The sequence below is a fragment of the Sporosarcina sp. Marseille-Q4063 genome, from assembly GCF_018309085.1.
In the GTDB taxonomy this organism is placed as follows: domain Bacteria; phylum Bacillota; class Bacilli; order Bacillales_A; family Planococcaceae; genus Sporosarcina.
This window is the reverse complement of the sequence record NZ_CP070502.1, coordinates 1,974,959-2,000,154: the sequence shown is the minus strand read 5'-3', so window position 1 is coordinate 2,000,154 and position 25,196 is coordinate 1,974,959. Positions and strand designations below refer to the sequence as shown.

At 41.1% G+C, this 25,196-nt stretch carries 25 protein-coding genes and 1 riboswitch; of the genes, 20 read left to right on the top strand and 5 right to left on the bottom strand.

Features of this window, described 5'->3' with window-relative positions:
* Window positions 1–83: 83 nt before the first annotated feature.
* The 5 genes from JSQ81_RS10240 to JSQ81_RS10220 all read left to right on the top strand — a co-directional run bounded on the left by JSQ81_RS10240 (window position 84) and on the right by JSQ81_RS10220 (window position 3,432).
* Window positions 84–983: a methyltransferase domain-containing protein gene (locus tag JSQ81_RS10240; protein ID WP_249336515.1), complete on the top strand. Its 900-nt coding sequence runs from the start codon at window positions 84–86 to the stop codon at window positions 981–983.
* A 96-nt stretch (window positions 984–1,079) separates the two neighbouring features.
* A complete protein-coding gene (locus JSQ81_RS10235) occupies window positions 1,080–1,733 on the top strand; it encodes a pentapeptide repeat-containing protein (RefSeq protein WP_212604003.1) in 654 nt (217 codons plus the stop codon).
* Window positions 1,734–1,770: 37 nt separating this feature from the next.
* Window positions 1,771–2,232 carry a hypothetical protein gene (locus JSQ81_RS10230; RefSeq protein WP_212604002.1) on the top strand — a complete coding sequence of 154 codons (462 nt, stop codon included), beginning with the start codon at window positions 1,771–1,773 and terminating at the stop codon, window positions 2,230–2,232.
* A 6-nt stretch (window positions 2,233–2,238) separates the two neighbouring features.
* Window positions 2,239–2,397, top strand: coding sequence for a hypothetical protein (locus tag JSQ81_RS10225; protein WP_212604001.1), 159 nt, complete (start codon window positions 2,239–2,241; stop codon window positions 2,395–2,397).
* 474 nt (window positions 2,398–2,871) lie between these two features.
* Window positions 2,872–3,432, top strand: a complete 561-nt coding sequence (locus tag JSQ81_RS10220; protein ID WP_212604000.1) for a DUF6434 domain-containing protein — start codon at window positions 2,872–2,874, stop codon at window positions 3,430–3,432.
* Window positions 3,433–3,737: 305 nt separating this feature from the next.
* Here the strand turns inward: JSQ81_RS10220 and JSQ81_RS10215 are convergent, their stop codons facing one another.
* The 5 genes from JSQ81_RS10215 to JSQ81_RS10195 all read right to left on the bottom strand — a co-directional run bounded on the left by JSQ81_RS10215 (window position 3,738) and on the right by JSQ81_RS10195 (window position 9,691).
* Complete coding sequence (locus tag JSQ81_RS10215) at window positions 3,738–4,904, bottom strand: peptidase MA family metallohydrolase (RefSeq protein WP_212603999.1); 1,167 nt, start codon at window positions 4,902–4,904, stop codon at window positions 3,738–3,740.
* 502 nt (window positions 4,905–5,406) lie between these two features.
* Window positions 5,407–7,557 carry an MMPL family transporter gene (locus tag JSQ81_RS10210; protein WP_249336721.1) on the bottom strand — a complete coding sequence of 717 codons (2,151 nt, stop codon included), beginning with the start codon at window positions 7,555–7,557 and terminating at the stop codon, window positions 5,407–5,409.
* A 140-nt stretch (window positions 7,558–7,697) separates the two neighbouring features.
* On the bottom strand, window positions 7,698–7,898 hold the full coding sequence (locus JSQ81_RS10205; protein ID WP_172370628.1) for a cold-shock protein: 201 nt from the start codon (window positions 7,896–7,898) through the stop codon (window positions 7,698–7,700).
* A gap of 162 nt (window positions 7,899–8,060) precedes the next feature.
* The gene (locus JSQ81_RS10200) at window positions 8,061–9,059 is read right to left on the bottom strand and encodes an inorganic phosphate transporter (RefSeq protein ID WP_212603998.1); all 999 of its coding nucleotides are present in this window, start codon (window positions 9,057–9,059) and stop codon (window positions 8,061–8,063) included.
* Window positions 9,060–9,070: 11 nt separating this feature from the next.
* A complete protein-coding gene (locus JSQ81_RS10195; protein WP_212603997.1) occupies window positions 9,071–9,691 on the bottom strand; it encodes a DUF47 domain-containing protein in 621 nt (206 codons plus the stop codon).
* A gap of 202 nt (window positions 9,692–9,893) precedes the next feature.
* Between JSQ81_RS10195 and JSQ81_RS10190 the strand changes: the two genes are divergently transcribed.
* The 15 genes from JSQ81_RS10190 (at window position 9,894) to JSQ81_RS10120 (ending at window position 25,196) form a co-directional block, all read left to right on the top strand.
* Window positions 9,894–10,430: an NfeD family membrane protein gene (locus JSQ81_RS10190; RefSeq protein WP_212603996.1), complete on the top strand. Its 537-nt coding sequence runs from the start codon at window positions 9,894–9,896 to the stop codon at window positions 10,428–10,430.
* 21 nt (window positions 10,431–10,451) lie between these two features.
* Entirely contained in the window at window positions 10,452–11,990 is a 1,539-nt protein-coding gene (locus JSQ81_RS10185) for a flotillin lipid rafts scaffold protein FloT (protein ID WP_212607488.1), read from the top strand.
* A gap of 416 nt (window positions 11,991–12,406) precedes the next feature.
* Window positions 12,407–13,105 (top strand): ABC transporter ATP-binding protein, encoded by a 699-nt coding sequence (locus JSQ81_RS10180; RefSeq protein ID WP_212607487.1) that lies wholly within the window; start codon window positions 12,407–12,409, stop codon window positions 13,103–13,105.
* The gene (locus tag JSQ81_RS10175; RefSeq protein WP_212607486.1) at window positions 13,095–14,405 is read left to right on the top strand and encodes an ABC transporter permease; all 1,311 of its coding nucleotides are present in this window, start codon (window positions 13,095–13,097) and stop codon (window positions 14,403–14,405) included. The genes JSQ81_RS10180 and JSQ81_RS10175 overlap by 11 nt, the downstream gene beginning before the upstream one ends.
* A 128-nt stretch (window positions 14,406–14,533) precedes the next feature.
* Window positions 14,534–15,463: an HD-GYP domain-containing protein gene (locus JSQ81_RS10170; RefSeq protein ID WP_249336695.1), complete on the top strand. Its 930-nt coding sequence runs from the start codon at window positions 14,534–14,536 to the stop codon at window positions 15,461–15,463.
* A 152-nt stretch (window positions 15,464–15,615) separates the two neighbouring features.
* Window positions 15,616–17,001, top strand: coding sequence for a class II fumarate hydratase (gene fumC, locus JSQ81_RS10165; protein WP_212607484.1), 1,386 nt, complete (start codon window positions 15,616–15,618; stop codon window positions 16,999–17,001).
* A 329-nt stretch (window positions 17,002–17,330) separates the two neighbouring features.
* Window positions 17,331–18,086, top strand: coding sequence for a GTP cyclohydrolase II (locus JSQ81_RS10160; protein WP_212607483.1), 756 nt, complete (start codon window positions 17,331–17,333; stop codon window positions 18,084–18,086).
* A complete protein-coding gene (gene ribD / locus JSQ81_RS10155) occupies window positions 18,079–19,176 on the top strand; it encodes a bifunctional diaminohydroxyphosphoribosylaminopyrimidine deaminase/5-amino-6-(5-phosphoribosylamino)uracil reductase RibD (protein WP_212607482.1) in 1,098 nt (365 codons plus the stop codon). Before JSQ81_RS10160 ends, ribD begins: the two co-directional genes overlap by 8 nt.
* An 11-nt stretch (window positions 19,177–19,187) precedes the next feature.
* Window positions 19,188–19,760, top strand: coding sequence for a 5' nucleotidase, NT5C type (locus tag JSQ81_RS10150; protein WP_212607481.1), 573 nt, complete (start codon window positions 19,188–19,190; stop codon window positions 19,758–19,760).
* Window positions 19,761–19,823: 63 nt separating this feature from the next.
* On the top strand, window positions 19,824–20,324 hold the full coding sequence (locus JSQ81_RS10145; protein ID WP_212607480.1) for a PCYCGC motif-containing (lipo)protein: 501 nt from the start codon (window positions 19,824–19,826) through the stop codon (window positions 20,322–20,324).
* A 75-nt stretch (window positions 20,325–20,399) separates the two neighbouring features.
* Window positions 20,400–21,056: a Dph6-related ATP pyrophosphatase gene (locus tag JSQ81_RS10140; RefSeq protein ID WP_212607479.1), complete on the top strand. Its 657-nt coding sequence runs from the start codon at window positions 20,400–20,402 to the stop codon at window positions 21,054–21,056.
* Between the two features lie 38 nt (window positions 21,057–21,094).
* A complete protein-coding gene (locus JSQ81_RS10135) occupies window positions 21,095–21,643 on the top strand; it encodes a hypothetical protein (protein ID WP_212607478.1) in 549 nt (182 codons plus the stop codon).
* Between the two features lie 127 nt (window positions 21,644–21,770).
* Window positions 21,771–21,878: riboswitch (SAM riboswitch) on the top strand.
* A gap of 83 nt (window positions 21,879–21,961) precedes the next feature.
* Window positions 21,962–22,120, top strand: coding sequence for a YezD family protein (locus JSQ81_RS10130; RefSeq protein WP_212607477.1), 159 nt, complete (start codon window positions 21,962–21,964; stop codon window positions 22,118–22,120).
* A gap of 109 nt (window positions 22,121–22,229) precedes the next feature.
* Window positions 22,230–23,330, top strand: coding sequence for a PLP-dependent transferase (locus JSQ81_RS10125; RefSeq protein ID WP_212607476.1), 1,101 nt, complete (start codon window positions 22,230–22,232; stop codon window positions 23,328–23,330).
* Window positions 23,331–23,345: 15 nt separating this feature from the next.
* Complete coding sequence (locus JSQ81_RS10120; protein WP_212607475.1) at window positions 23,346–25,196, top strand: bifunctional homocysteine S-methyltransferase/methylenetetrahydrofolate reductase; 1,851 nt, start codon at window positions 23,346–23,348, stop codon at window positions 25,194–25,196.

Genomic DNA, 25,196 nt, shown 5'->3' with positions numbered 1-25,196 from the left:
ATAAGGCTGTGATTATAGCGGAAACGTTTCCCACTAAGGATTTCCTATAGCGGTCCACAAAATGTATACTAGAGAGACAACTGATGAACGGAGCAAAAGCAATGATATCTAAAAAAATGATGAATGCCGAACAAATTGAAAAGAACGCCCATTTATTTAGTTGTCCAGTTTGCGAGGCAGAACTTAAACTTATCGACAAGTCCCGGCTTGTCTGCACAGAAAATCATTCATTCGACTTATCAAGACAGGGCTATGCGAATCTGACAACGGGAGGACATCTCACGAAATATGATAAAGCCCTTTTTGAAGCGAGGAAAACGATAATCGATAGCGGATTTTTTAATCCGGTTCTAGATAGTATTACAAACTTAATTTCAACACAACTAGAAGATAAACCAGAAGCGGCGATTATCGATGCGGGTTGCGGTGAAGGATCACATTTATCGACCATACTCCGGGAACTCAAAAAAAATGTCACAGGCGTTGGAATTGACCTTTCAAAAGAAGGAATTCTAGCCGCCGCAAAGGATCATCCAGGCCATATATGGGTTGTGGCGGACCTTGCCAATTGCCCATTTGCCGATGAACAATTTGATGTCATTCTTAATATTTTATCGCCCGCTAATTACGCTGAATTTTCTCGGCTCCTCAAACCGGATGGATTGTTTGTGAAAGTCGTACCTGAAAATGACTATTTGAAAGAGCTGCGTGCTGTATTTTATGACGAAACCGAGCGCGAACAAGATTCGGATCCGACCGCTCGCGTTGCGGAGCATTTTAGCGCTGTGAAGACGGAACGAATTACTTACCAATTCCCGCTCGATCAGGAACTACTCGCGAAGTTAATTCGCATGACGCCGTTGACCTGGGGGGCTAGCGAAGAAAAGGTGAACGAAGCGCTTCGCATCGGGATTCCATCAATTACAATCGACTTTACTATTATTATAGCTACGCGGAGAAATGAGGGTACATTTGAATGTTGAGCAGTATTCCGAGTTGGTTCTATATTCTTGCCATTGCAGTCGTAGTTTTATTCATTATCTTCACGGAATGGAAAACGCGATAGGGGGGACTTAATATTGACTAAAAAGAAGATAGGCAAACGACAACGCCCGAAAGTATCGCTAGCACATGAAGAGTTGTCAGTAGCTGATGTCTGGCGCTTTGAAGGGTACATAGAAAGGTCATGTTTTAACGGCGGAACTCTGGAAGGTTCTGAAGATGAAAGGCTATCATTTGATGATGTCCACTTTAAAGAAGTATCCTTTTCTGGAAGCGAATTGAGAGCAGCTGAATTCGTCGACGTCGTGTTTCAAAACTGTGATTTTTCGAATGTTAACTTTCAAAACGCATTTTTCCATCGGTGTGAATTTGTTAACTCGAAACTTACAGGCGCAGATTTTGCAAATTCAAAAGTGAGCCATACATTATTCGAAGAGTGCGAGGGACGCTATAGCAACTTCAGTTTTTCTGGAATGAAAGAAGTCGACTATGCGAATAGTAATTTATCGGACAGCGATTTTTATGAATGCACATTTAAAGAAGTCCGTTTTTCTAAATGTAAAATGGACAATATAAACTTCTCCGAAACAAATTTAAAAGGCGTGGACTTATCGGACAGCACCTATGAACGAATTGAAGTCACGCTTCCGAATATCGCAGGTTGCATCGTCTCAAAAGAACAAGCGATTGGCTTTGCACGTGTTCTGGGATTAACAGTAAAAGAATCATAATGTTATACTAAAATATAAAACGAAAAGGGAGAAACCTATGCTAACATTTGAACAAAAACAAGAAATTATTGAATCCTTTCCAGAATTGACTCGAAAAGAAGTGTCCATGAAGCGCGTGAATTATCATTATGAAGATAGTCAGTTCGACAAAACAGTCGTCGTGCAGCATCTCCACCCGAACGGCAACGCATTTGTATATGTCGCTGGACTTCCCGGCTACAGCGCGGATGACCGCGGACTAGTGAATGTTCGAGAGGCAACTGAAGAAGAGCTTCGCAAAACGATTGCGGACTCCATCGCGTTGTTGTCAGAAGAAGAAGCAGAAGAGCCGACTGTTGAAGAAACATGGGTCAATGGTGAAGGCGTCGAGCTGAAATTAGTCGAAGAAGAAGGCGCTTGGAATATTTATCACGGTCTAAACTTAGAAGAAAGTTTCGGTAACTACGGCTACGCGCAAGGTTACTTGAAAGATGAACAGTTTACAAAAGTTGAGGAGTGATTAAGAATGAAAGGAAAGCACCTAGTGATTGGAATCGTCCTATTCGTTATCGCAATTGTCGCAGCCATTTATTTTACAGTCATGGCTGAGTACAATAAAGAACGGAATGGAATGGAGCCAGTTGCAACAATTATAGAAATTACGGAAGAAAATCATATTAGATAACATGCCAAACACACCTGGCACAGGAAATAACCCGTTCCGTTGAGTGGTACAAAACATAAATAAAACACGCCATTAGAGTCCAAATTCACATACGAATTGGACTCTTTCCTTTTGTCTATGTATCAACGTTTGCGAATGGTACACACCTATTTTATACACCCTACTGACAAGCCTATTAGCAGGTTTATAATTTCTATTGTAGGTCTGCTAATTTATGTGTCAATACCGCTGATAACTCGTATGTCAAAAAAGCAATTTTATGAATAGGAGCGACCACATTGAAACTAATCATAAATTAAACGTTTCGAAGGATTCGTTCGATATCTCTGGTATAATAGAGAGTGTGAAATGAAATTTGATTATTCAACAAACGAGCCATTTAACAGAATAAAGGGATGGTAAAGTATCTTAGAAATGCTAACAGACATTAGTATACAAATTATATTAATGGTGATTCGAATGGAGAGAGAATAATTGAGACCTGAGCTAACAAGTGATTTGAATGTAAACGATTTTTGCAATTTTTATTGGTTAAAAGAGGAATTGCAAAATTTTTGCAGGGAAAATGGAATAAGTGCTTCTGGATCTAAAATGGAAATTACAGGTAGGATAACAGTATTTCTTGAGACAGGGAAAATACAAAAGCCGATGAGAAAAAGGAGTTCCTCCTCGAAAAAAGGAAAATTGAAAGAGTTAAGTTTAGATACAGTTATTACAGAAAACCATCGTTGTAGTCAGATAGTTAGAGCTTTCTTTGAATCGGTAATTCCGAAATTTCACTTCTCAACTTATATCCAAAATTATTTTAAAGAAAATGTAGGAAAAACCTATCGGGATGTAGTTGATGCATGGTATGAGGAAGAAGAAAGAAAAAAAGACCCGTCCTATAAGAGAAAAATAGGCTCACAATTTGAATACAATCAATTTACGAGAGATTATTTTGCTGATCCAAAAAATAAGGATAAAAACAGAGAAGATGCAATTGAAGCTTGGAATATTATCAAAGCGTTACCAGGCAGCAATAAATATAAATGATAATCGCATTACAATTAGCAGTATCACTAATAAAGGAAAGCGCTATTCCAGAATCGGGTGCGATTGTTGAATAATTATTATCATAAAAGGACCTAATGGGATCCTTTTTTTATGTCGTCAAAAATTATATTGTTAGACGAAATTGAATTCTACTTTCCAGTTTTTCAATAGAAAAAGCACCGCCAAGGGTGCTAATTGATGCTCTGATACGATGCTATTTGTGGTGCTAAATGGTGTGTTAATTCACATTTTTTACCAGTGAACTGAACGGGTTATACAGGAAACCAGGTGTGTTTTTTATAGGTTTAAAATTCTCCTGGATATTCTATAACTAATTTCTCGTGTAAATTTGTCAGGACTTTGTCGGAGATTAATAAGTCTTCCTCAAAAAGTAATCGGTATCCTTCGACTGGGTTGTCCGAATTTATTAACCGAAAAGCTTCAGCTAATTCATCGATAATCGGATTCAACCAATGATCGGTTGGCACTTCAACTTTTGCAAGCTTGATTGTAGTTAACGCTTTCTTCGAATCAACTAAAAGATAAATTTCTGCTTGTTGTTTTAGGGTAATCGTTTTATTTCCATTCTCTTCATTCGAATTTAATATATCTAGTTGTGTTAATGCTTTTTCGAATAGATTTTGTTCCAAATATAGGTTGAGTAACTCATAATTAGCCCGTGAAACACTCGCCTGGTTTCCTTCATAAATAACATCTGTCAAAATCGTTTCAGATTTGTCGTAGTTCTTAGTGTTCATTGCCTCTCTGGCCGATGAAAACTTATCATTAATCAGTTCTTGTGCAGCCACTAGATTTTCTGGAAATGTTTGTTGAAATTCATCTAAGCTTTTATTTGTTAATTTTTCAAGGTTATCATAAAATCCGTCAATTGTTTTTGAAAGAAGAAGTCTTTGGAGTGCCTTTACTCCGTAATTATCAACAATAGATTGAACGGCAAAATAACTTTGTTGATATGGGTCATGCCCTTCGTGTCTAAGTTGATGGAAACTATCATAATGATCCAATAAATTAAAGTCCTGAATTGAAATATGATTTATATCGCCTAGGTTAAAATTATCAATCCCATGCCCCATAACTTCACTAAGTCCTTCATGAAACCAAACAGGTAGGCGTTCAAAAGAAGGAAAGTCATTCGCTTTTCCGAATTGATCTATCCGATAATGTGTATATTCATGAAGAAGGACTAGTGGCCAAATATTCTCTTCGCCTACAAGATGAATTGAGTGATTTTTTTCATTGTAATAGCCGCCGATATCGTTCAGGTATATTTGTTTATCGTTTAATGATTTCAAATCATCATAGATTTCAATTGTTAAGGGTGCCAAGTCATCACTTCCGAAAAAATTGTCAAATGTAGATTTTTCTTCGAGAAGTAGCGTATGAAATCGATTGATATACTGTTCAGTTTCAAGTGAATAGAAGTAGGTGATCCCGTCCTTTTTTTCTACCAATAAATTCTTCTGTGAAGGTACTTTGAAAAAATTGCTTATAACGAATCTGGTCTTTCCTTCTAAATCCAAGTTAGGAGAAATATGTACTAGTCCTGAATTTGCAACGGTAAATAATCCAATAAGTATTGCAAGGCATATCGAAAGTGCTAATAGACCAAATACTTCAAGTCGATTGCGAAGCATCAAGACTTTTAAATTTCCAATAACCATTCCGGAAGTAGCGATACAAAAAAGAATAGCGCAGAAAAAAAGTAACAGAAAACCAACGCCGATGCCAAACTTCAAATTCTGACTAAATATGATCATATAACTAATTGCGGATAATGCTATAAAGACTAAAAGGGGAAATAAGCAACTTTATTAGTTTTTTCATAGTGCCTCCTGGATGGATTGGTTAGATAATTGAATCTATTCGGGTAATTGTACCATTCAATCTATAAACAATTCAACAACAAAAAAATGGTTTCGTACTTCTATAGCAGAAGACGAAACCATTTTAAAATTATTGTTTTCCCTTACCTTTATAAAGCCCTTTCCCAAACGGCAACCACCAATTCCATTTACCGAACAACTTCATCAAGCTTGGAACGAGTAGAAGTCGAATAATCGTCGCGTCAATGGCGACAGCGATAGCAATGCCGACCCCGATTTGTTTCACGGGCATGACGTCTGTGAAGGCGAAAGCCCCCGTGAGTACAATCATGATCAGCGCCGCAGAAGTGATCACTTTACTCGTCGTCGCAAGTCCTTCGACCGTTGCTTTGTCATTATCAAACGAATTCGCATACTCTTCCTGCATCCTTGAAATTAAGAACACTTCATAGTCCATGCTTAATCCGAAGACAAGGCTAAAGACGATGACGGGGATGATTAGCGCGATAGACCCCGCAGTCAGTCCGAAATGCCCGTATTGGAAGATATACACGAGAATCCCGAATGTAGCGGACAATCCGATGATATTCATCAGAATGGCCTTCACAGGGATTAACAGCGATCTAAATGCAATCATGAGAATAAAGAACGTCGAAACAATAATCAATCCGAGAACATATCCGATTTTATCCCAAATTTCATCGAAGATTTCCTGGTTGAATTTTGCCGCTCCGCCAATCAGTAAATTCCAATCCGTTTCTTTATCCGACCATTCACGAACCCAATCCTGCGCTTCTTCAGATGAACCATCCGCTGACAGCGTTACAGGAATCATTAGTTGTTCATCCTTCACGAATGTTTCAATTAGCGGATTAAGTCCCGCCGCCATTTCAGGCACTTGCACGGCTTGATTCCACTGTTCAACGGAGTCGATTTCACTCGCGCTAAATATCGTCGTGGCATTTTTAACAAGTTTATCGTTTAGCAATTGATCCTCAAGTTCCTTCATTGACTTAAGTCCATCTTCATCCTCCCAACCGCCAGAGCGCTCGGCGATTAGATAAAGTGAAGATTCACCCGACAAATCAAACTCTTTTTCGATCAATTCAAAAGCGGAACGGGAATCGTACGACTCCGGGAGCGAATCGATTTCAGGAATCGCCAATTCCATGTTTTTCACAGGAATGACAGCAATGCCGAGTAAAATTACAGCAACAAGCGTGATTAGAACCGGACGTTTAATCACCGCGTTTGCAAATTTACGCCAAGCATTCGAGCCGTTGGAGCTCACTTTTAAAATGCGCAGTTTTTCAATCCGATCACCAAGTGCGATAAGAACAGAAGGTAAGAGCGTTACCGAACTGAGCACCGCCATGGCGACGACAATCATTCCGCCGACTGCAATGTTTTGAAAAATGTCAACACGAATTAATAACATGGCCCCGAGCCCGATAAAGACACAGAACGCTGAAAAAATCACCGAGCGCCCAGCAGTAAGAATCGTGGTAGTTGTCGCTTCAAGTATATCGATATGAACACGTTCTTCACGAAAGCGGCTAATAAACAATAAAGCGAAGTCGATACTGAGTGCGAGTCCAAGCATCGGAATAATATTCAAAACAAATATGGACAAATCGATTTGAGCACCTAAAATCGTCAAAATACCGAATGAAGAAATGACAGTGACGATTCCAATCATAAGCGGAACCATCGATGCAACAACAGTCCCGAAAGCGAACAGCAAAACAATAATCGCAATCGGAAGTCCAATCGCCTCTGCGGTAATAAGATCTTTCTGACTTGCTGTGTTAATATCTTTGGAAATCGCTGAAGCACCGGTTAAAGTAATTCCGGCTTGATCTCCGATGACATCCCGAATATCCGTTACGACTTCGGACATATTATCGGTTTCATCCCCGAAGTGGAGAAGTGCATAAGACACGTTTTCTTTATAAAGCGATTCGTCCTTTAATGGCGAATCAATTCCCGACGTCACATCAAGTTTTTCAATGTCTTCGATTGTCGATGAAATCTTCTGATCATCTACATGATCGAATACGAGCAACATGGTTTCAGCGGGCATATCAAACGTCTCTGAAACAATATCCATGACAGCCGCATGCTCTCCGTTCATTTCGAAGCCGTCACCTTGTAACATGCTAGGGAGGCGAATCGCGAAAATTGCCATAACGATAAAAATAGCAATCCATGCGAAAATTATGTATTTATAGCTACTTGTAACGAAACGAGCGAGTGTGCGCAAAGTAGTCAATCCTTCCATATGGAAATAGAATTCTATACTTCTATAATAATAACGGATAAAGTCTGGAATGTCTTTTTTAAAAGTTGTGCATTGCTCAAAAATAAACAAAGAAAAAAGCCATTCCCCTAAGGGAATGGCTTTTGAATGGTTAGTTCAAATTAGTTTTTTTCAACGTTTGAAGCTTGAAGTCCACGTTCGCCTTGCTCGATTTCGAAAGTCACGTCTTGGCCTTCTTCAAGAGACTTGAATCCTTCGCCTTGGATAGCTGAGAAATGTACGAATACGTCGTCGCCATCTTCACGTTCGATGAATCCAAAACCTTTTTCTGCGTTAAACCATTTTACTTTACCTTGTTCCATGTTTGTTTCCTCCTCGTGTGTAATATTTACACACATTGTGTTACTATCCTTGCTCAAGTCTTGAAGCGGTCAAGATTTTTCGAGACCATCATGTTGTCGAACAAAAATAATTCTTCTTTATCATAACAGGGATATTCGCAGAATGCAAGGGAAATGTTTAAGTTATAAAAACAATGCGAGTACTTTATAAACAATTGCTGCAAGTAATGCTGAAATCGGCAACGTAATAATCCATGTTAAAACGATTCTTTGTGCCACGCCCCAGTTAACTCCGCGCACCCGTTGCGCCGTTCCAACTCCCATGATAGCGGAAGAAATAACGTGCGTCGTACTTACTGGCAAATGTAGAAGCGTAGCAGCGAAAATAATTCCGGCCGAAGATAAATCAGCGGCGGCTCCGTTCACTGGGCGGATCTTCATGATTTTAGTGCCGACTGTTTTTATAATTTTATAACCACCAACGGAAGTTCCCAGTCCCATCGCTGCCGCCGCAGAAACCCGGACCCATAGTTGAATATCGTCGCCTGCTTGCAATCCACCTGCGATAAGGGCCATTGTAATGATCCCCATCGCTTTTTGCGCATCATTTGTTCCGTGAGTGAATGCTTGAAGGGCAGCCGTCCCGATTTGTAAATAACGAATTCGAGTATTCGCCGTGAATAAGTTTCTGTTTTTCAATAATACCTTGAATAGCGACATCATTAAGAATCCAACGAATAAAGCGATAAACGGCGAAATAAGAAGTGCCTGTAAAATTTTACCGAAACCTCTGTAATTTAAAATACCGAATCCTGCAGCGGCGATTGCAGCTCCAGCAATCGAACCGATCAATGCGTGTGAGGAACTCGACGGAATTCCAAAATACCAAGTAATCAGGTTCCAAGCGATCGCCGCCGTGAGCGCTGCTAAAATAACGAGTGCTCCATTATCAAGAACGAATGGATCAACAATGTCTTTGGAAATTGTTTTGGCAACGCCGGTAAATGTTAAGGCTCCGATAAAGTTCATAATTGCCGCCATATAAACAGCTGTTCGCGGTCTCAACGCGCGAGTCGAAACAGAAGTTGCGATTGCGTTTGCCGTGTCATGGAATCCATTAATAAAGTCGAATGCCAATGCAAAAATGACGACGAGTATTGTAAGGACCAGTATGGTAGTCATTTGGTTCCCCCTTACGCGTTACGCATAATAATTGCCTCAATTGTGTTCGCAACATCTTCACAATAATCCGCAATATCTTCAAGTTGTTCATATATATCTTTAAATTGGATGATTCGAATTGGATCTTTTTCAGTGATGAAAAGTTGTTTTATAGAAGTTCGGTAAATGTCATCACAAATACTTTCCAATCTTTTAATCGTAATGGCATGTTCTCTCATTTCGACTAATTTTCTTTTTGAAAGTAATTCTAGCGCTTTGACGATTTCATCCGTACTTTTGACGATATTTTCCATGAACGAGTGAACATATTCATCAATATCTATTAACGAAAACATTTCAAGATGCGCAGCAAAGTGCTCAATCCCATCGAGAATATCATCCATTCTGATGGAAAGATGTAAAATATCATCACGCTCAATAGGTGTCATGAACGATGTGTTGAGCTTCGTCGTCAACTCATAGACTAAATCGTCGCCCGATCTCTCATAATTTTTAAGTTTAATACTTACTTCTTTCAAATCCGCAGCATTATTTATTTTGAAATCATGCGCGTAGTGAACTGCTTCTTGCACATGCTCCGCGATTGCCAATAAAGCCGTGAAAAATGGATCTGTTTTTCGTAGACTAAACATTTCAAAGCCTCCATCCGTGTTATCGGAATTTAATTATGTACAGCTCAATTATAACAATAAAACTGGCAAATCAAAACATTAGCAGAGTTATTTTTTAAAAACTAGATTATTTAAAATAAAACTTCTGTAATTTGAAACTTTCGCCAACTTCATACGTATCTATAGTTGATGAAGAGTATAGTAGGGTAAAGGGGTGTGGAAAATGGAGCTATTTGGTTTGCCAATCGTGCAATTTTACTTGTACGCGTTAATCATTTTAGGTCTCATTACAATTATTTACGTCTTTTTTAGTGACGTCGCAGAAGGAATCGGTGAAGCAAGTCCATTTTTGGATCCAGCGGTTGTGCTTTCATTTTTAACATTTACGGCTGCTTCCGGATATATTTTGGAACTCGCCGTGGACTGGAACAGTGGCATCATTATAATTGTAGCTTTAGCCATCGCCTTTGTACTTGATTTACTACTTTACTTTTTTGTTTTACTTCCGCTTTCATCAGCAGAGGTATCGCTTGCCTACACGGAAGCTTCATTAACTGGGCAAGTCGGTAGAGTTATTGTGCCCGTGCCAGTAGATGGATTCGGTGAGGTCGTCATTGAAACAGTGAATGGACTTATATCAAAACGTGCTTCTGGTTATGAAAACAGTGCCATCGATTACGGGAAAGAAGTGCTTGTAATTGATGTGAAAGAAAGCACGCTTATTGTAAAAGAATATGAACCATTCCGTTTCGCAGATTAAAAACTAAAAGGGGGAAACACCATGCCAGGAATTTGGTTAGCAATTGGAGTTGTCGCATTTGTTTTATTGGCAGTCATTCTTGTGTACATTTCAAAATACAAAACAGTTGGCCCAGACGAAGCGCTTATCGTAACAGGAAGTTACCTGGGGACCAAAAATGTACATAAAGACGATTCAGGAAACCGGGTAAAAATCATCCGTGGCGGAGGTACATTTGTATTTCCGATTTTTCAACAAGCTAAACCACTAAGTCTCTTATCAAGTAAGCTTGAAGTAACAACGCCTGAAGTCTATACGGAGCAAGGAGTTCCAGTAATGGCCGACGGAACAGCGATTATTAAAATCGGCGGATCGATTACTGAAATTGCAACAGCAGCAGAACAGTTTTTGGGGAAATCAAAAGAAGATCGTGAAAATGAAGCAAAAGAAGTGCTAGAGGGTCACTTGAGATCGATTTTAGGATCAATGACTGTCGAGGAAATTTATAAAAACCGTGATATGTTCTCCCAGGAAGTACAACGGGTCGCATCACAGGATCTTTCCAAAATGGGACTTATCATCGTTTCATTTACAATAAAAGACGTTCGCGATAAGAACGGCTACCTTGATTCACTCGGAAAACCGCGTATTGCGCAAGTAAAACGTGATGCAGATATTGCAACAGTTGAAGCAGAAAAAGAAACGCGTATTAAAAATGCGGAAGCATCCAAAGAAGCTCAAAAAGCAGAGCTTGAACGCGCAACTGAAATTGCAGAAGCAGAAAAAGAGAATCAGTTAAAAGTTGCGGAATATCGGCTTGAGCAAGACCGCGCAAAAGCACAAGCGGACCAGGCATACGAATTGCAATCTGCTCGTTCCAAGCAAGAAGTTATGGAGCAAGAAATGCAAATCCAAATCATCGAGCGTCAAAAACAAATCGAACTTGAAGAGAATGAAATCTTGCGTCGCGAGAAGCAATACGATTCTGAAGTTAAGAAGAAAGCGGACGCTGATCGTTACGCAATCGAGCAAAATGCAGCAGCTGCAAAATCTAGACAAATGGCTGAAGCAGATGCCGAGAAATATAGTATTGAAGCTAGAGCTACAGCTGACGCGGAAAAAGTTCGTCTTGATGGTCAGGCGAGAGCCGATTCTCAACGTGCACAAGGTGAATCTGAAGCAGATATTATCCGCCTGAAAGGTCTCGCGGAAGCCGAAGCGAAACGCAAAATCGCAGAAGCGTTCGAACAATACGGCCAGGCAGCTATGCTTGATATGGTTATTGAAATGATTCCTGAGTACGCGAAACAAATTGCAAGCCCGCTTTCAAACATCGACAAAATTACAGTTGTTGATACAGGTGGCGGAGAAGGCGGCGGTGCGAATAAAGTAACATCATACGCAACCGATTTAATGTCAACACTCCAAGAAACATTAAAAGCCACTTCAGGCATCGACGTCAAAGAAATGCTAGAAAGCTACGCAGGCAAACACAATCTGCGCCCAAGCATCGACCAACTAACACACGCCGTACAAAACGGCGACTCGGTCGAAACTGACACTGTAAAAACGGAAGAGTGATAGCTTGATCGAAAACGGAACCCAGAAAATTGGGTTCCGTTTTTATATTGGTTGAAGGAAGCTTGATAGTTGTTCCCAGAACCGTTACGGGAACAAACCACCACGCAACGGGAATAACCACGTGCGCAACGGGAGCAACCGGGACCGTTACGGGAATAAAACTGGTGTCGCCGCCGTTACGGGAATAAACGACCTCGTTACGGGAACAACCACGTGCGCAACGGGAGCAACCGGGACCGTTACGGGAATAAAACTAGTCTCGCCACCGTTACGGGAATAAAACGCATCCGAAGTCGCGGCTCCACTCCCAATCTGCTTTTAAAGTAAAAACCTTAAGAATTTCTTCATTTTTTTCCTCACACAACCTTAAGAACAATCCTCTATAATTAAAACCAGTATCAGATGGAGGGGAAAATATGATTACGGTCAAAGGATTAAATCATTCATTCAAAATCGGTAAAAAAGGAAAAGAGAAACATATTCCGGTATTAAGAGATGTGAATTTCGATGTCAATGATGGTGAGATTGTTTCAATTGTAGGGAAAAGTGGTTCGGGGAAATCGACGCTCTTACATATACTCGCGGGATTCATGACACCGGAAAGCGGAGAGATTAAAGTGAACGGCATTGAAACGTCTATTTTCAATGAAGCGGACAATGCAGAATTCAGACTGAACAATTATGGGTTTATCTTTCAAAACTTTCAACTCATGCCTGGTTTAAATGCATTTGAAAATGTTGAATTACCGCTAAAGCTTAAAGGAATTGAAAGGGCGGAACGCAAAGAAAAAGTGAAAACATTAATGAAATACGTTGGCCTAACAGAAGTCCAAGACCATTATCCAAACGAATTATCTGGAGGTCAGCAACAACGGGTCAGTATCGCGCGTGCTCTTATCACAGATCCACCTATCATCTTGGCGGATGAGCCAACCGGAAGCCTCGATTCTGAAACAGAACAAGAAATTCTATTACTCATTCAATCACTGAATAAAAACCGCGGCATCACATTTGTCATCATTACTCACGACGATGAAGTTGCGCAAACAGCGAACCGAGTTTATACCATGCACGACGGCGAATTAACGGAAGGAGTCGTTCAACATGCAATTTAAAGATCAGATTGATTTTGTTCGACAACATATTTCAAAGAATAAATTACGCGTGTTTATGACGGTTCTTGCCGCAACAATGGGGACAGCATTTCTAATCGTGCTCGCCTCAGTCGGATTTGGAATTCACGACACAATCACCAAAGAAATTTTATCAGATCGAAAAGTAACCGAAATTCAAGTGCACGCCAGTGAGATGTCGCAGGAATTAGCCAATGAATTTAAAACAATCGACCATGTAAATGCGGTAGTTAATCGACAAGAATTCAATGGGCAAACAGAAACTATCTTTAAAAACATGACAGGCCATAACGGTGTTATAGCGACCGATTTTATTGAAGAGGGAAAAGTAGGATTTAAACTTGCTGAAGGAAGATTGCCCGAAAATCCGAATGAAGTTGTTGTCGGCAGCCATTTTGGTCAATTTCTACTCACAGAAGAAGAGGCGAATGGCGAAGTCGAAGTCGAAGAAGGGGAAGAAGGTTTCAAGGGCTATGAAGGGAAATTAATCGGTGAACAATTTACAGTCCGATTAGGCGATTTTGATGGTAAAATGTTCGAAAAGGACGAACTGAAACTAACAATCGTCGGTGTCGCGACACCACCTGCTAGAGACTGGTTTACCGATCAAAACATCTATACAAATGCATCACTCATTCCAACGATCAACCAAATCTATACCGCAAACTCAGAAGTAGAGCTAGACGACCATCCAGATGCCATGCATTTATTTTATAATAATGTAATGGTCTACGCCGATAACTTGGAAAACGTAAAAGCCATTACAAAAACGCTAAAAGACCAAGGACATAGTGTATATTCCGTTACGGAAGAGTTAGATCAACTCGACGTATTCTTTTTTGCTTTAAAAGCAGGGCTTATTTTCGTAGGAACAATTGCAATCTTAATTTCATCAATCGGGATCTTCAACACAATGACCATGGCGGTGACGGAACGAACTCGTGAAATTGGCGTCATGAAAGCGATTGGGGCCAATCCGAAATTAATCCAACGTCTATTCCTAATGGAGAGTGCGTGGATCGGGATATTAGGTACATTCCTTGCCATCGTGATTTCATACGGTGTCAGCATTATCGCAAACTTCGTACTTCCGATTATCGTTACAGCGGCTTTAGGGGAAGAAGACTTCGGGGACATGCAGGTCAAATTTTCAATTATCCCATGGCAACTCGTCGTTATCGCTTCTACCATCAGTATTGGCGTTGCAATGATTTCTGGATGGCGTCCAGCACGAAAAGCGACAAAAATTGACGTGATAAACGCATTGAGAACTGAATTATGATAAAATCGTAAACTGTCAATCAAATGCAGAAGTTATCGTATGAATTCCAACTTACACTTGTTATAATAAATAAGGGGTAAGCATAATTCGATAAGATACGTCAAAATCTGCAGGAGATGTTCAAGAAGTTGTTGCAAAATAAATCATATTACACCCAAAATGGGTATCCAACCTTACACCTCGGCTATGCAGATGTAATCTTATATGGCAGATGGCAGGGTTTATCAAATGCCCTTTATTCATTGCAAAAAGACAACGTCCTGTGGGTTCAACATAGTAAAAATGCAACTGATTCTATCATTGAAACATACACCTTATTAAACGGTGTAGTTGAAATGCGGTATGACGGCAAGAGTCGCCAATTGAAAATCGGGGAAACGATTGATGCTTCTCTTTATGAAAACACGATTTTTTTATACGGTAATACGGATGCCGACATATTAATTAAAACGTCCCATGAAGAATTCGAACCCGAATTTTTTGAAACACAATTACTGCAAGAAGAAGCCGACGCAATTGAAGCGCTGGATGGATATACGTATAATCACTGCAACCGCATCAAAGATTATTCACTAGAAGTGTGGACACACCTAGGATTACCAAATGAAAAACTTCGTATCCTTAGATGGGGCGCCTACTTTCACGATATTGGAAAGCGTGAAATTCCGCTTGAAGTGTTAAATAAACCCGGTGATTTGACAGCTTGCGAGTGGGCGATTATGAAAACACATACAATCGAAGGCGCAAAAATTATGCGTGAACATAAAGTCAAATGGTTAAAAGACGCGGCCACCATTGTCGAGCAACATCATGAACGATTTGATGGAAGTGGGTATCCCTACGGACTGAAAGCCGATGAGATTTCACTTGAAGCTTCGATTGTTGCCGTGGTCGACGCTTTTGACGCCATGACGACAAATCGCATTTACAAAAAAGCATTGCCCATTAAAGATGCGATCAAAGAGCTTATTAACGAAAAGGGAAAGCAATTCAACCCGAAAATCGTCGATGCGTTTATCGAGGTTTTGAAGAGAAAGAATTATAAATGGGAATACTAATATAAATGACTATCAAAGTGTGTGTGAATTGATAGTCATTTTTTCATTTACAGTGATTTGTTCGAAGCATTCTCTGAATGAAGTTAACATACTAAAAAGTCATGTTATAATAGAAAAGAATGTAATGATACATAACGGAAGGCGGATGAAAGATGGATTATCGTATTGAACATGACACATTTGGTGAAATTCAAGTTCCAGCGGACAAACTATGGGGTGCACAAACACAACGCAGTAAACAAAACTTTAAAATTGGCGGCGAAACAATGCCGGTTGGCGTGATTCGCGCATTTGCACAATTGAAAAAAGCAGCAGCGATTGCGAGCCATGCAAACGGTGCCATTTCCGATGCTAAATTGAATGCGATTTCAGCGGCAGCAGACGAAATTATCGCAGGAAAACTAGATGACAACTTCCCGCTCGTCGTGTGGCAAACAGGATCCGGTACGCAGTCGAACATGAACGTCAACGAAGTCATCGCATACCGCGGCAACCAATTACTCAAAGCATGGGACGAAGAAGAACGTCTTCACCCAAATGATGACGTGAATAAATCTCAAAGCTCGAATGATACATTCCCAACAGCACTTCACGTTGCGGGAGTAATCGCAGTACAAGAGCAATTACTTCCAGCACTTGCAAAACTTAAAGAAACATTCGCGAAAAAGTCCGAAGAATTCTCAGATATTATTAAAATCGGACGTACGCATTTACAAGACGCAACACCATTAACGCTTGGTCAAGAAATTAGCGGATGGCACCGTATGCTCGAAAAAACCGAGAAAATGATTGCGGACAGCGTCGAGTCAATGAAAGAACTAGCCATCGGCGGAACAGCAGTTGGAACTGGATTGAACGCACCTGAAGGATTTGGTGATCGCGTAGCTGAAGAAATCAGCAGTGCAGTCGGCATTGAATTCACATCTGCGAAAAACAAATTCCACTCACTGACAAGCTATGATGAAGTTGTCTATGTTCACGGTGCGGTTAAAGCGCTTGCGGCAGACATTATGAAAATCGCAAACGACGTACGTTGGTTAGCAAGCGGTCCGCGTTCTGGTATTGGTGAAATCACAATCCCGGAAAACGAACCAGGCAGTTCCATCATGCCAGGTAAAGTGAACCCAACACAAAGTGAAGCCATCACAATGGTTGTCGCGCAAGTGATGGGGAACGACGCAACAATCGGGTTTGCGGCGAGCCAAGGAAATTTTGAATTAAACGTTTTTAAACCAGTGATCATTTACAACTTCCTGCAATCCGTGACACTACTTGCGGACGCAATGATCAGCTTCAATGACAACTGTGCGGTAGGAATCGAACCGAACCGCGAAGTCATCGAACATCACGTGAACAATTCATTGATGCTTGTAACTGCGCTCAACCCGTATATCGGATATGAAAACGCGGCGAAAATCGCAAAAACTGCGCATGCAAACGGTACAACATTAAAGGAAGCTGCGCTCGAAACAGGTTTGTTAACAGAAGAACAGTTTGACGAATATGTTGACCCATCGAAAATGACGGGTAATTCGTAAGTTTATTGAAATAGAAATACGAGGAATAACCTTGTCGTAAAATGAGGTTATCTTTTAAAGGCAACTGTTACTAACTAACAGTTGCCTTTTGCTATTATTAATATTTATCGTAGTGCTATAATTAAAACAATTAATTGAGAACGGTTTTCAATAACTAATGAGGGTTTTAATAATAACGGGACACTTGACTAAATTATGTGCCCTGGGCAAAGTGACGGTGCTAAAGCATGCGTTTTTCATACACATAAGATAGACGTTATTTTTCAAGTGAAGTATCGAACGACCAAATTTGCACAATAACTTAAATTAAAATAAAAGGAATGATTTTTATGTTGCATGCGAAACTGGAACCTGAAGTGCTTGAGGTCTTAAAAGGAAAAATCCAAATGATAAAGACTGATGAAGGCGCCATCTACTTGGTAGGTCCAATCAACCTACCCGTTAATCTATACGGAGAAACGGTTGTCTTCCAGTGGTATTGTTGGCTAAGCCAATGCCAGGTAACGGAGAATTACCAAGAAATCATTGATAAGCTTTCATCCGAGAATTTGGCTGAGTACCAACAGTCAAGCGTGCTTGTCTACGGTGATTTTGAAAACGCAGAGGATGCGCTAATCCGAATGCATTCTATTTGTCATACGGGAGACATATTTGGCAGTAAAAGATGCGATTGCGGTTTTCAGTTAAAGCAATCGATGCAGAATATCGCGGACCACGGGACGGGTGCGTTGTTTTATTTGGCGAACCATGAGGGACGTGGGATTGGCCTATTCAGCAAGGCGATGGCTTATGTACTTCAGGAGAATGGTTATGACACGGTGGAAGCGAACGAAAGTCTAGGATTTGTAGATGATTCCAGAAATTACGACGATGCAATCCAGGTTCTAAAGACACTACGAACAAAACCGGTCAAGCTTATGACAAATAATCCGAAAAAGCTAGAAGCACTGCAAAATGCTGGTCTTCCTATATCGGGACGCGAACCACTATGGGGCGATAAGTCAGAGTACAACGAAAAGTATTTGAAGACAAAGATCAAGCGATCTGGACATTTGGAGGAAGGAGGCACTTGTCCAAATGACTAATCACGAGTTTTATATGAATTTAGCTATTGAGAATGCACGTGCGATGAAAGGACAAACTGACCCGAATCCGCTTGTAGGGTCAGTTATTGTCAATGAAAATAGAATCGTTGGTGTCGGCACGCATTTGAAGGCTGGAGAACCCCACGCTGAAATACATGCCATTCGAATGGCTGGCGACAAGGCGAGAGGTGGCACGATTTATGTGACCCTTGAACCGTGCTCGCATTTCGGACGGACAGGTCCGTGCGCAGTAGCGATTGTGGAGGCGGGTATTAAGAAAGTAGTGATTGCTACACTGGATCCGAATCCAGTCGTTGCAGGCAACGGCGTTAAGATATTGGAAGATGCGGGAATTGAAGTCGTCATCGGGGTAATGGAAGAGGAATCTCGAAAGATGAACGAAGTATTTAACAAATTCATCGTTGAACAGAAGCCGTTCATGACGATGAAAGCTGGAAGCGCATTAGATGGGAAAATTGCTACCCATACAGCCGACAGCAAGTGGATTACTTCTGAAGAGGCGAGAAGCGATGTGCATGTGCTGCGCAATGAACATATGGCTATTTTAGTCGGCGTAAATACGGTAATCGAAGATGATCCTGAATTGACAACAAGGATTCCGAATGGCAGGAATCCGATTCGTGTCATATTAGATTCTACATTACGAATTCCACTGGATTCAAAGGTTGTAAATGACAAACAGGCACCCACTTGGATTTTCACTTCAAACAAATATGACCAAAAAGCCAAAAGAATATTGGAAGAACGCGGCATTTCAATATATCCAACTTCAGGTAAAGAGCACGTAGACCCGAATGATGTCGTCCGCATTCTCGGTGAAAAACTTGTTTCTTCAGTTTTAATTGAAGGAGGCGGCACGATTCATGCTGCATTCCTTGAAAACCAGCTGGTCGATAAAGTAGAGATTTATATCGCTCCGAAATTAGTCGGAGGTTCACAAGCGCCTACATTTCTTGAAGGCGCAGGCGTCGAACTAATGCGCGATGCTGTGGATTTGGAAAATCTTCAAGTTACCCAAATCGGTAAAGATTTCAAGTTCACCGGCTATCCGAAATATAAAACAAACTAAGGGAGTTTACTATGAAATTTGGTTTTGACATCGATGATACATTGATTAACCTGAGAGAACATGCTTTTCAACTATACAATAAAAAGCTGAATCGGGATGTACAAGTGGATCTCTTTCATGCGCTGGATAAAGTTGAAATTCACGAACTTTTTGGCATGACTGCCGAACAAGGAAGTAAGATGTGGAACAGTTCACTAGATGAAATCTATTACTCGGGGTGTCCGCCGTATCCGGATGCAGTGGAAACATTGCAACAGCTGGATAGAGAAGGACATGAAATTTATTATATTACCGCCAGACCGAAAGAACATGGTCAGCGTACGATGGAATGGATGATTGAAAATAACTTTCCGGTTCAGAAAGACAGGTTTTTTTACGGAATGAATGACGAGGACAAGGTTCATATTATCAATGATCTAGAACTTGACTATTATTTTGATGACAAGCCTGCCGTTTTGGAGACATTAAGAGATCACCCATTAAAATTGTATGCAAAAACGCAGTCCTACAATAAGCATTTGGACATTCCACGGATTGAAAACTGGTCTGAACTAAATGATATACTCAGGTTCACAAAGTTGTAACGCCTAAACCCGACAATCTCGGCTATGATAGAAGGACAACTATGCAATTTGGAGTGAGGCACAGTGAAAAAGCCAATACTATTAATTTTACTCGCAACAGTTCTCGTACTATCAGCATGCGGGAAAAATACGAATACCACTCATGAAAAACACGATTTGGCTGTCGGCGAACAGCATCAGCTTCCGAATGGTGATCTCCAAGAAGTGACGGCATCTACCGATATTTTGCCAACGTTTCTTGATGATAAACCCGAAGATATGAGACTCGTTTATCAAGTAGCTGCATCAGCCACCGATATTATCGAATGGATGCCGTGCTACTGCGGTTGCGGTGAAAGCGCGAATCACGGAAGCAATATGAACTGCTTTATTGATGAAATCCGTGAAGATGGTTCAGTCGTATGGGACGATCATAGCACGCGTTGTCAAGTGTGCCTTGAAACCGCTGTAGATTCGGTCATGATGACGCAAGAAGGCAAGTCGCTCAAAGAAATTCGTACGATTATTGATGAAACCTATAAAGAAGGCTACGCGAAACCAACAGACACGCCAATGCCGTCATAACCTAGGGACGCAGACACGAAAAGTGCCTGCGTTTTTTCTTTCCAATGTTATACTTATCTAAAAAGGATGAATAGAATGATAGGATTACCATTTGTAGCATCATGGAGCGGCGGCAAAGACTCCGCGATGGCTTATTACCGAGCCCTCCAATCTGGATCCGTTCCAAAAAGAGTATGGACAATGTTTGAAGAAGACCATGAACGGTCGAAATCCCACGCACTTCCAATTGAAATCATCAAAGCGCAAGCGGAGAGTCTAGGCGTTCCGCTTATGATTCGCGGGGCGGACTGGAACGGTTACGAAGAACAGTTTTTAGACGCGATGAAAGAATGCAAAGATGCAGGAATTAGTCACGGCGTATTCGGCGACATCGATTTAGAAGATCATTTAACATGGATTCAGGAAACTTGTGCGAAGGTCGGTATCGAAGCGGTTCATCCGTTATGGATGGAGCCGCGAAAAAAAGTCGTAAAGGATTTCGTAGAAGCAGGATTTGAAGCATACATTGTCGTAGTGAATACAGCAATGATGCCGAGCAAATTCATCGGAAGAAAATTCACGAATGAACTTATTGATGAACTAGAGGCGCTCGGCATCGATTCATGCGGTGAAGCCGGCGAATTTCATACCGTCGTCGTGGATGGGCCGATATTCAGCGAACGGGTTCCCATCGTATTTTCAGGTCAACATGAACGTGATGGTTATGTGTTTTTAGACGTGACATCGGAATGAAAAAAGCTTCTCCCATTTTGAATGAAATGAGGGATTGAATGAAAAGAATTCTGCTCTTTTCTGCACTACTTCTAACTTTGACGCTATCAGCTTGTTCAAACGACTTGATGATTTCAGAAAGAATTTTGACAGATGAAGAATCGATACTCATAAGTAATTCTGGTGGTGGGTCGGCCGACCATTTTGAAATCATCGGTCAAATTCCGAATGACTACGAGCTATACTTTATGATCGAGCAATACGAAAAAGGCGAGTTTATTCAAAACAAAATTGCTGAAAATCCGGTCAATTTGGACACTGAAGATCGGACGGTGAGTTTCGCTGTCAATACGTATGGCGATGAAGGGGAAATCGTTTTCGGAAGTCCAGGCGGGGCTATGAAAATCGAGGCAATAAAACTTCAAGGGGGTTCATCGAGCGCCAAAACTTTCGAAGGAAAAAACCCGATAAAACCCGACGAGCCAGTCTATTTAGCGTATTGGTATTCCGAGTCCGGGGATACGATGCTGGGAGCTGACGGCGAGTTAGAAGATATTAAAAGTAGGGAATTAAGTTATTTATTCAAAGCGGAGCTTAAAAAGAAGTGATTCGTTAATCTTATTGTTCGATAAAATAGGATAATTGAAAAAATGGACTTGACACAAACAAAGTTCTGTTTTATGATACTCGTTAACAACAAAAGCAAAACATGAAAAACTCAATTGAATAGTTAGTCTCTTATCGAGAGCGGCGGAGGGAATAGGCCCTGTGATGCCCGGCAACCTGCAAACATTGTTTGTGATGGTGCTACATCCTACAGATTTTTAATCTGGAAGATAAGAGGGGGACCTGTATATTATCGCCCTCTTCTTATTTCCGAGAAGAGGGCTTTTTCTATTTTAAAATTCCAAAAGGAGCGAATGCGAATGGGAAATCATGTCGAAGAGAAAGTGCAGAAAATCTTAGATGCTTTGGAAGGATTGGAATTCGGATCAGTCCACATAACAGTCCACGACGGGGTCATTACACAAATTGACACGACAGAAAAGACGCGTTTTTCATTGAAGAAACGCCAGAAAGCCTAATAAAATACACTTGCCGATTAGACAACTAAAGGCATCTTATCATTACGAGAGTACTCGGGTGAAAGATGTCTTTTTTTGTTGATATCTTTCGGGAAAGGGGAAGAAGCAATTGACTTATCATCAAGAAACAGTGTTCGTGCAAATAGGCAATGAACGTGATGAACATTTTCGAGCCGTGAGCACGCCGGTTTATTTTTCGACAGCTTTTCGTCACGAAGAGATTGGTTTGTTGTCAGGATACGATTACACGCGAACTGGCAATCCGACGCGCGATGTACTGGAAAAGTCGGTGGCATTATTGGAGAAAGGAGAGCGGGCTTTCGCTACAAGTTCAGGAATGAGTGCCATTCAACTCGTCTTTTCTTTATTCGGAAAAAATGATCACATCATCGCTTCACGTGATATTTACGGCGGTTCATATCGTTTGTTTGAAATTTTCGAAGAGAAGTATGGGTTGACGTTCAGTTATTGGGACGGTGAATCAATTGATGAATTAAAGGGGTTGATTCATAAAAGCACGAAAGCGATTTTCATTGAAACGCCGACAAATCCGTTAATGAAAGAGACGGACATTGAGCAAATTTCAGCCATAACGAAACAATATGAACTTCTATGCATTGTTGATAACACGCTGTATACGCCGTATATACAAAGGCCTTTGGAAGCAGGCGCGGACATCGTCATTCATAGCGCAACGAAATACCTGGCGGGACATAACGATGTGCTAGCGGGATTGGTCGTTTCCAAAGGTAAGAAAATTAACGAAGAACTCGCGTTTCTGCATAACTCAATCGGCGCGGTGTTGGGACCTCTGGATTGTTGGAATTTAATAAGAGGGATGAAAACATTGGCCCTTCGAATGGATAAACATGAACAAAATGCAAAAGAAATCGTGCCCTTTTTACAAGCCCTTCCGATTGTGGACGACGTCTTTTATCCGGGACGGGGCGGCATGTTGAGTTTTACGATCACCAATGAATCACAAGTCTCACCATTTCTAAAAGCGTTAAAGCTTTTCACGTTTGCGGAAAGTTTAGGGGGCGTCGAGAGTTTCATCACCTATCCGAAGACGCAAACGCATGGAGATATTCCAGAAGAAGTTCGCTTATCGTATGGATTATCGAACAGCCTATTACGCGTGTCCGTCGGCATCGAGCACGCTTCTGATTTAATCGCAGATTTGAAACAGGCGTTCAAAGAAATTGAATAGAAGGGAGTGTAGGCATTGAATTTACTTGGATCTTTACAAGAAAGAATATTAATTGGCGACGGGGCCATGGGGACGATTTTATATGCAAACGGTGTAGATCGTTGTTTCGAGGAATTAAATATTACACATCCCGAACAAGTTTACAATGTCCATAAAGCATATATCGAAGCTGGCGCGAATGTCATTCAAACGAACACATACGGCGCAAATTACAGCAAACTCGCCCGGTATGGATTAGAAGAAAAAGTGAAGAAAATCAATGCTGAAGCCGTTAAAATCGCTAAAAAGGCGGCAGGTGACAAAGCGTTTGTCATCGGAAATATCGGCGGCATTCACGGCACGCAAACATTATTCGGCACCGACGAAGAAATTAAGCGCGGATTCAGGGAGCAACTCTACTGCTTACTGCTTGAAGGTGTCGACGGCCTTATTTTAGAAACTTATTATAATTTGGATGAATTAACGACCGTGTTAAAAATCGCCCGTGAAGAAACGGACATTCCGATTATCACCAATGTTTCAATGCATGAGGCAGGTATTTTAGAGAATGGCATACGATTACCAAATGCACTAGAAACGCTCGAACAATTGGGGGCAGATGTCGTCGGGATTAATTGCCGATTAGGCCCTCATCATATGATTCAATCGTTGCGCGAAGTCCCTTTACCGAAGAAAGCATTTCTAGCTGCTTATCCGAATGCGAGTTTGCCGGAGTATCGGGATGGGAAATTGTTTTACGAAAATAAACCGTTCTATTTTGAAAGTAGTGCCCGGGACTTTAGAAATCAAGGTGTTCGACTCATCGGCGGTTGTTGTGGAACGACACCCGACCATATTCGAGCAATCGCGAAAGGAATTGAAGGTCTCTCGCCGCTGACAGAAAAGAAAGTGTTGCCGAGAAAGCGTCCTGTCGTTGAGACGTCTAGTCGGACCAGGCAGGCAAAACCGCTTCATGAAATCGTCAAAGAACGCACGTCCATTATTGTTGAACTAGATACGCCGAAACATTTGGATATCACAAAGTATTTAGAGGGTGCGAGGAAGTTAAAGGAAGCGGGTGTGGACGCGATTACGTTGGCGGATAATTCACTCGCATCGCCGAGAATATGCAATGCATCTATTGCGTCCATTATTAAAAGAAAAATCGGCATCACGCCGCTCGTTCATATTGCTTGTAGGGACCGCAACTTAATTGGGCTTCAATCTCATTTGATGGGGCTTCATACATCGGGCATTCATGAAATATTGGCGATTACGGGGGATCCGTCGAAACTCGGTGATTTTCCGGGCGCGACATCCGTCTTTGACGTAAATTCATTTCAACTCGTTCAGCTTATCCGGCAATTTAATAATGGCATGTTGACATCAGGAAGAACGCTGAAACATTCTACCTCATTCAATATCGCGGTTGCTTGCAATCCGAACGCGAACCGATTGGAAATTGAAGTGAAACGTCTCGAGAAAAAAATCGCCAATGGTGCGAACTATGTATTAACGCAACCGATTTATTGCAGTGAGAAAATCATCGAATTGAAAGAAGCGACAAAACATCTCGATGTTCCCATTTATATCGGAATCATGCCGCTCACTTCAACGCAAAATGCCGAGTTTCTGCATAATGAAGTGCCGGGCATCAAGTTGACTGATGAAGTGCGTGAACGCATGCGCGCCGCAAGCGGTAGCCGCGAACAATCGGCCGCGGAAAGCATCCAAATATCCAAAGAGTTGGTGGATACCGCACTTGAACATTTTAACGGGATTTACTTTATTACACCATTCATGCGTTACGAATTGATCGTCGCGCTTGTGGACTATATTCATCAGAAAGAAGAAGAAGCAAGTCAAGAAAAAACTTTGGTTTATTAA

Excerpts from the sequence above, each read along its gene's own strand:
- JSQ81_RS10190 (WP_212603996.1), top strand. The coding sequence starts at position 9,894 with ATGGAGCTATTTGGTTTGCCAATCGTGCAATTTTACTTGTACGCGTTA.
- fumC (WP_212607484.1), top strand. The coding sequence starts at position 15,616 with ATGGATTATCGTATTGAACATGACACATTTGGTGAAATTCAAGTTCCA.
- JSQ81_RS10200 (WP_212603998.1), bottom strand. The coding sequence starts at position 9,059 with ATGACTACCATACTGGTCCTTACAATACTCGTCGTCATTTTTGCATTG.
- JSQ81_RS10225 (WP_212604001.1), top strand. The coding sequence starts at position 2,239 with ATGAAAGGAAAGCACCTAGTGATTGGAATCGTCCTATTCGTTATCGCA.
- JSQ81_RS10185 (WP_212607488.1), top strand. The coding sequence starts at position 10,452 with ATGCCAGGAATTTGGTTAGCAATTGGAGTTGTCGCATTTGTTTTATTG.
- JSQ81_RS10240 (WP_249336515.1), top strand. The coding sequence starts at position 84 with ATGAACGGAGCAAAAGCAATGATATCTAAAAAAATGATGAATGCCGAA.
- JSQ81_RS10150 (WP_212607481.1), top strand. The coding sequence starts at position 19,188 with ATGAAATTTGGTTTTGACATCGATGATACATTGATTAACCTGAGAGAA.
- JSQ81_RS10175 (WP_212607486.1), top strand. The coding sequence starts at position 13,095 with ATGCAATTTAAAGATCAGATTGATTTTGTTCGACAACATATTTCAAAG.
- ribD (WP_212607482.1), top strand. The coding sequence starts at position 18,079 with ATGACTAATCACGAGTTTTATATGAATTTAGCTATTGAGAATGCACGT.
- JSQ81_RS10160 (WP_212607483.1), top strand. The coding sequence starts at position 17,331 with ATGTTGCATGCGAAACTGGAACCTGAAGTGCTTGAGGTCTTAAAAGGA.
- JSQ81_RS10180 (WP_212607487.1), top strand. The coding sequence starts at position 12,407 with ATGATTACGGTCAAAGGATTAAATCATTCATTCAAAATCGGTAAAAAA.
- JSQ81_RS10195 (WP_212603997.1), bottom strand. The coding sequence starts at position 9,691 with ATGTTTAGTCTACGAAAAACAGATCCATTTTTCACGGCTTTATTGGCA.
- JSQ81_RS10140 (WP_212607479.1), top strand. The coding sequence starts at position 20,400 with ATGATAGGATTACCATTTGTAGCATCATGGAGCGGCGGCAAAGACTCC.
- JSQ81_RS10205 (WP_172370628.1), bottom strand. The coding sequence starts at position 7,898 with ATGGAACAAGGTAAAGTAAAATGGTTTAACGCAGAAAAAGGTTTTGGA.
- JSQ81_RS10135 (WP_212607478.1), top strand. The coding sequence starts at position 21,095 with ATGAAAAGAATTCTGCTCTTTTCTGCACTACTTCTAACTTTGACGCTA.
- JSQ81_RS10210 (WP_249336721.1), bottom strand. The coding sequence starts at position 7,557 with ATGGAAGGATTGACTACTTTGCGCACACTCGCTCGTTTCGTTACAAGT.
- JSQ81_RS10230 (WP_212604002.1), top strand. The coding sequence starts at position 1,771 with ATGCTAACATTTGAACAAAAACAAGAAATTATTGAATCCTTTCCAGAA.
- JSQ81_RS10130 (WP_212607477.1), top strand. The coding sequence starts at position 21,962 with ATGGGAAATCATGTCGAAGAGAAAGTGCAGAAAATCTTAGATGCTTTG.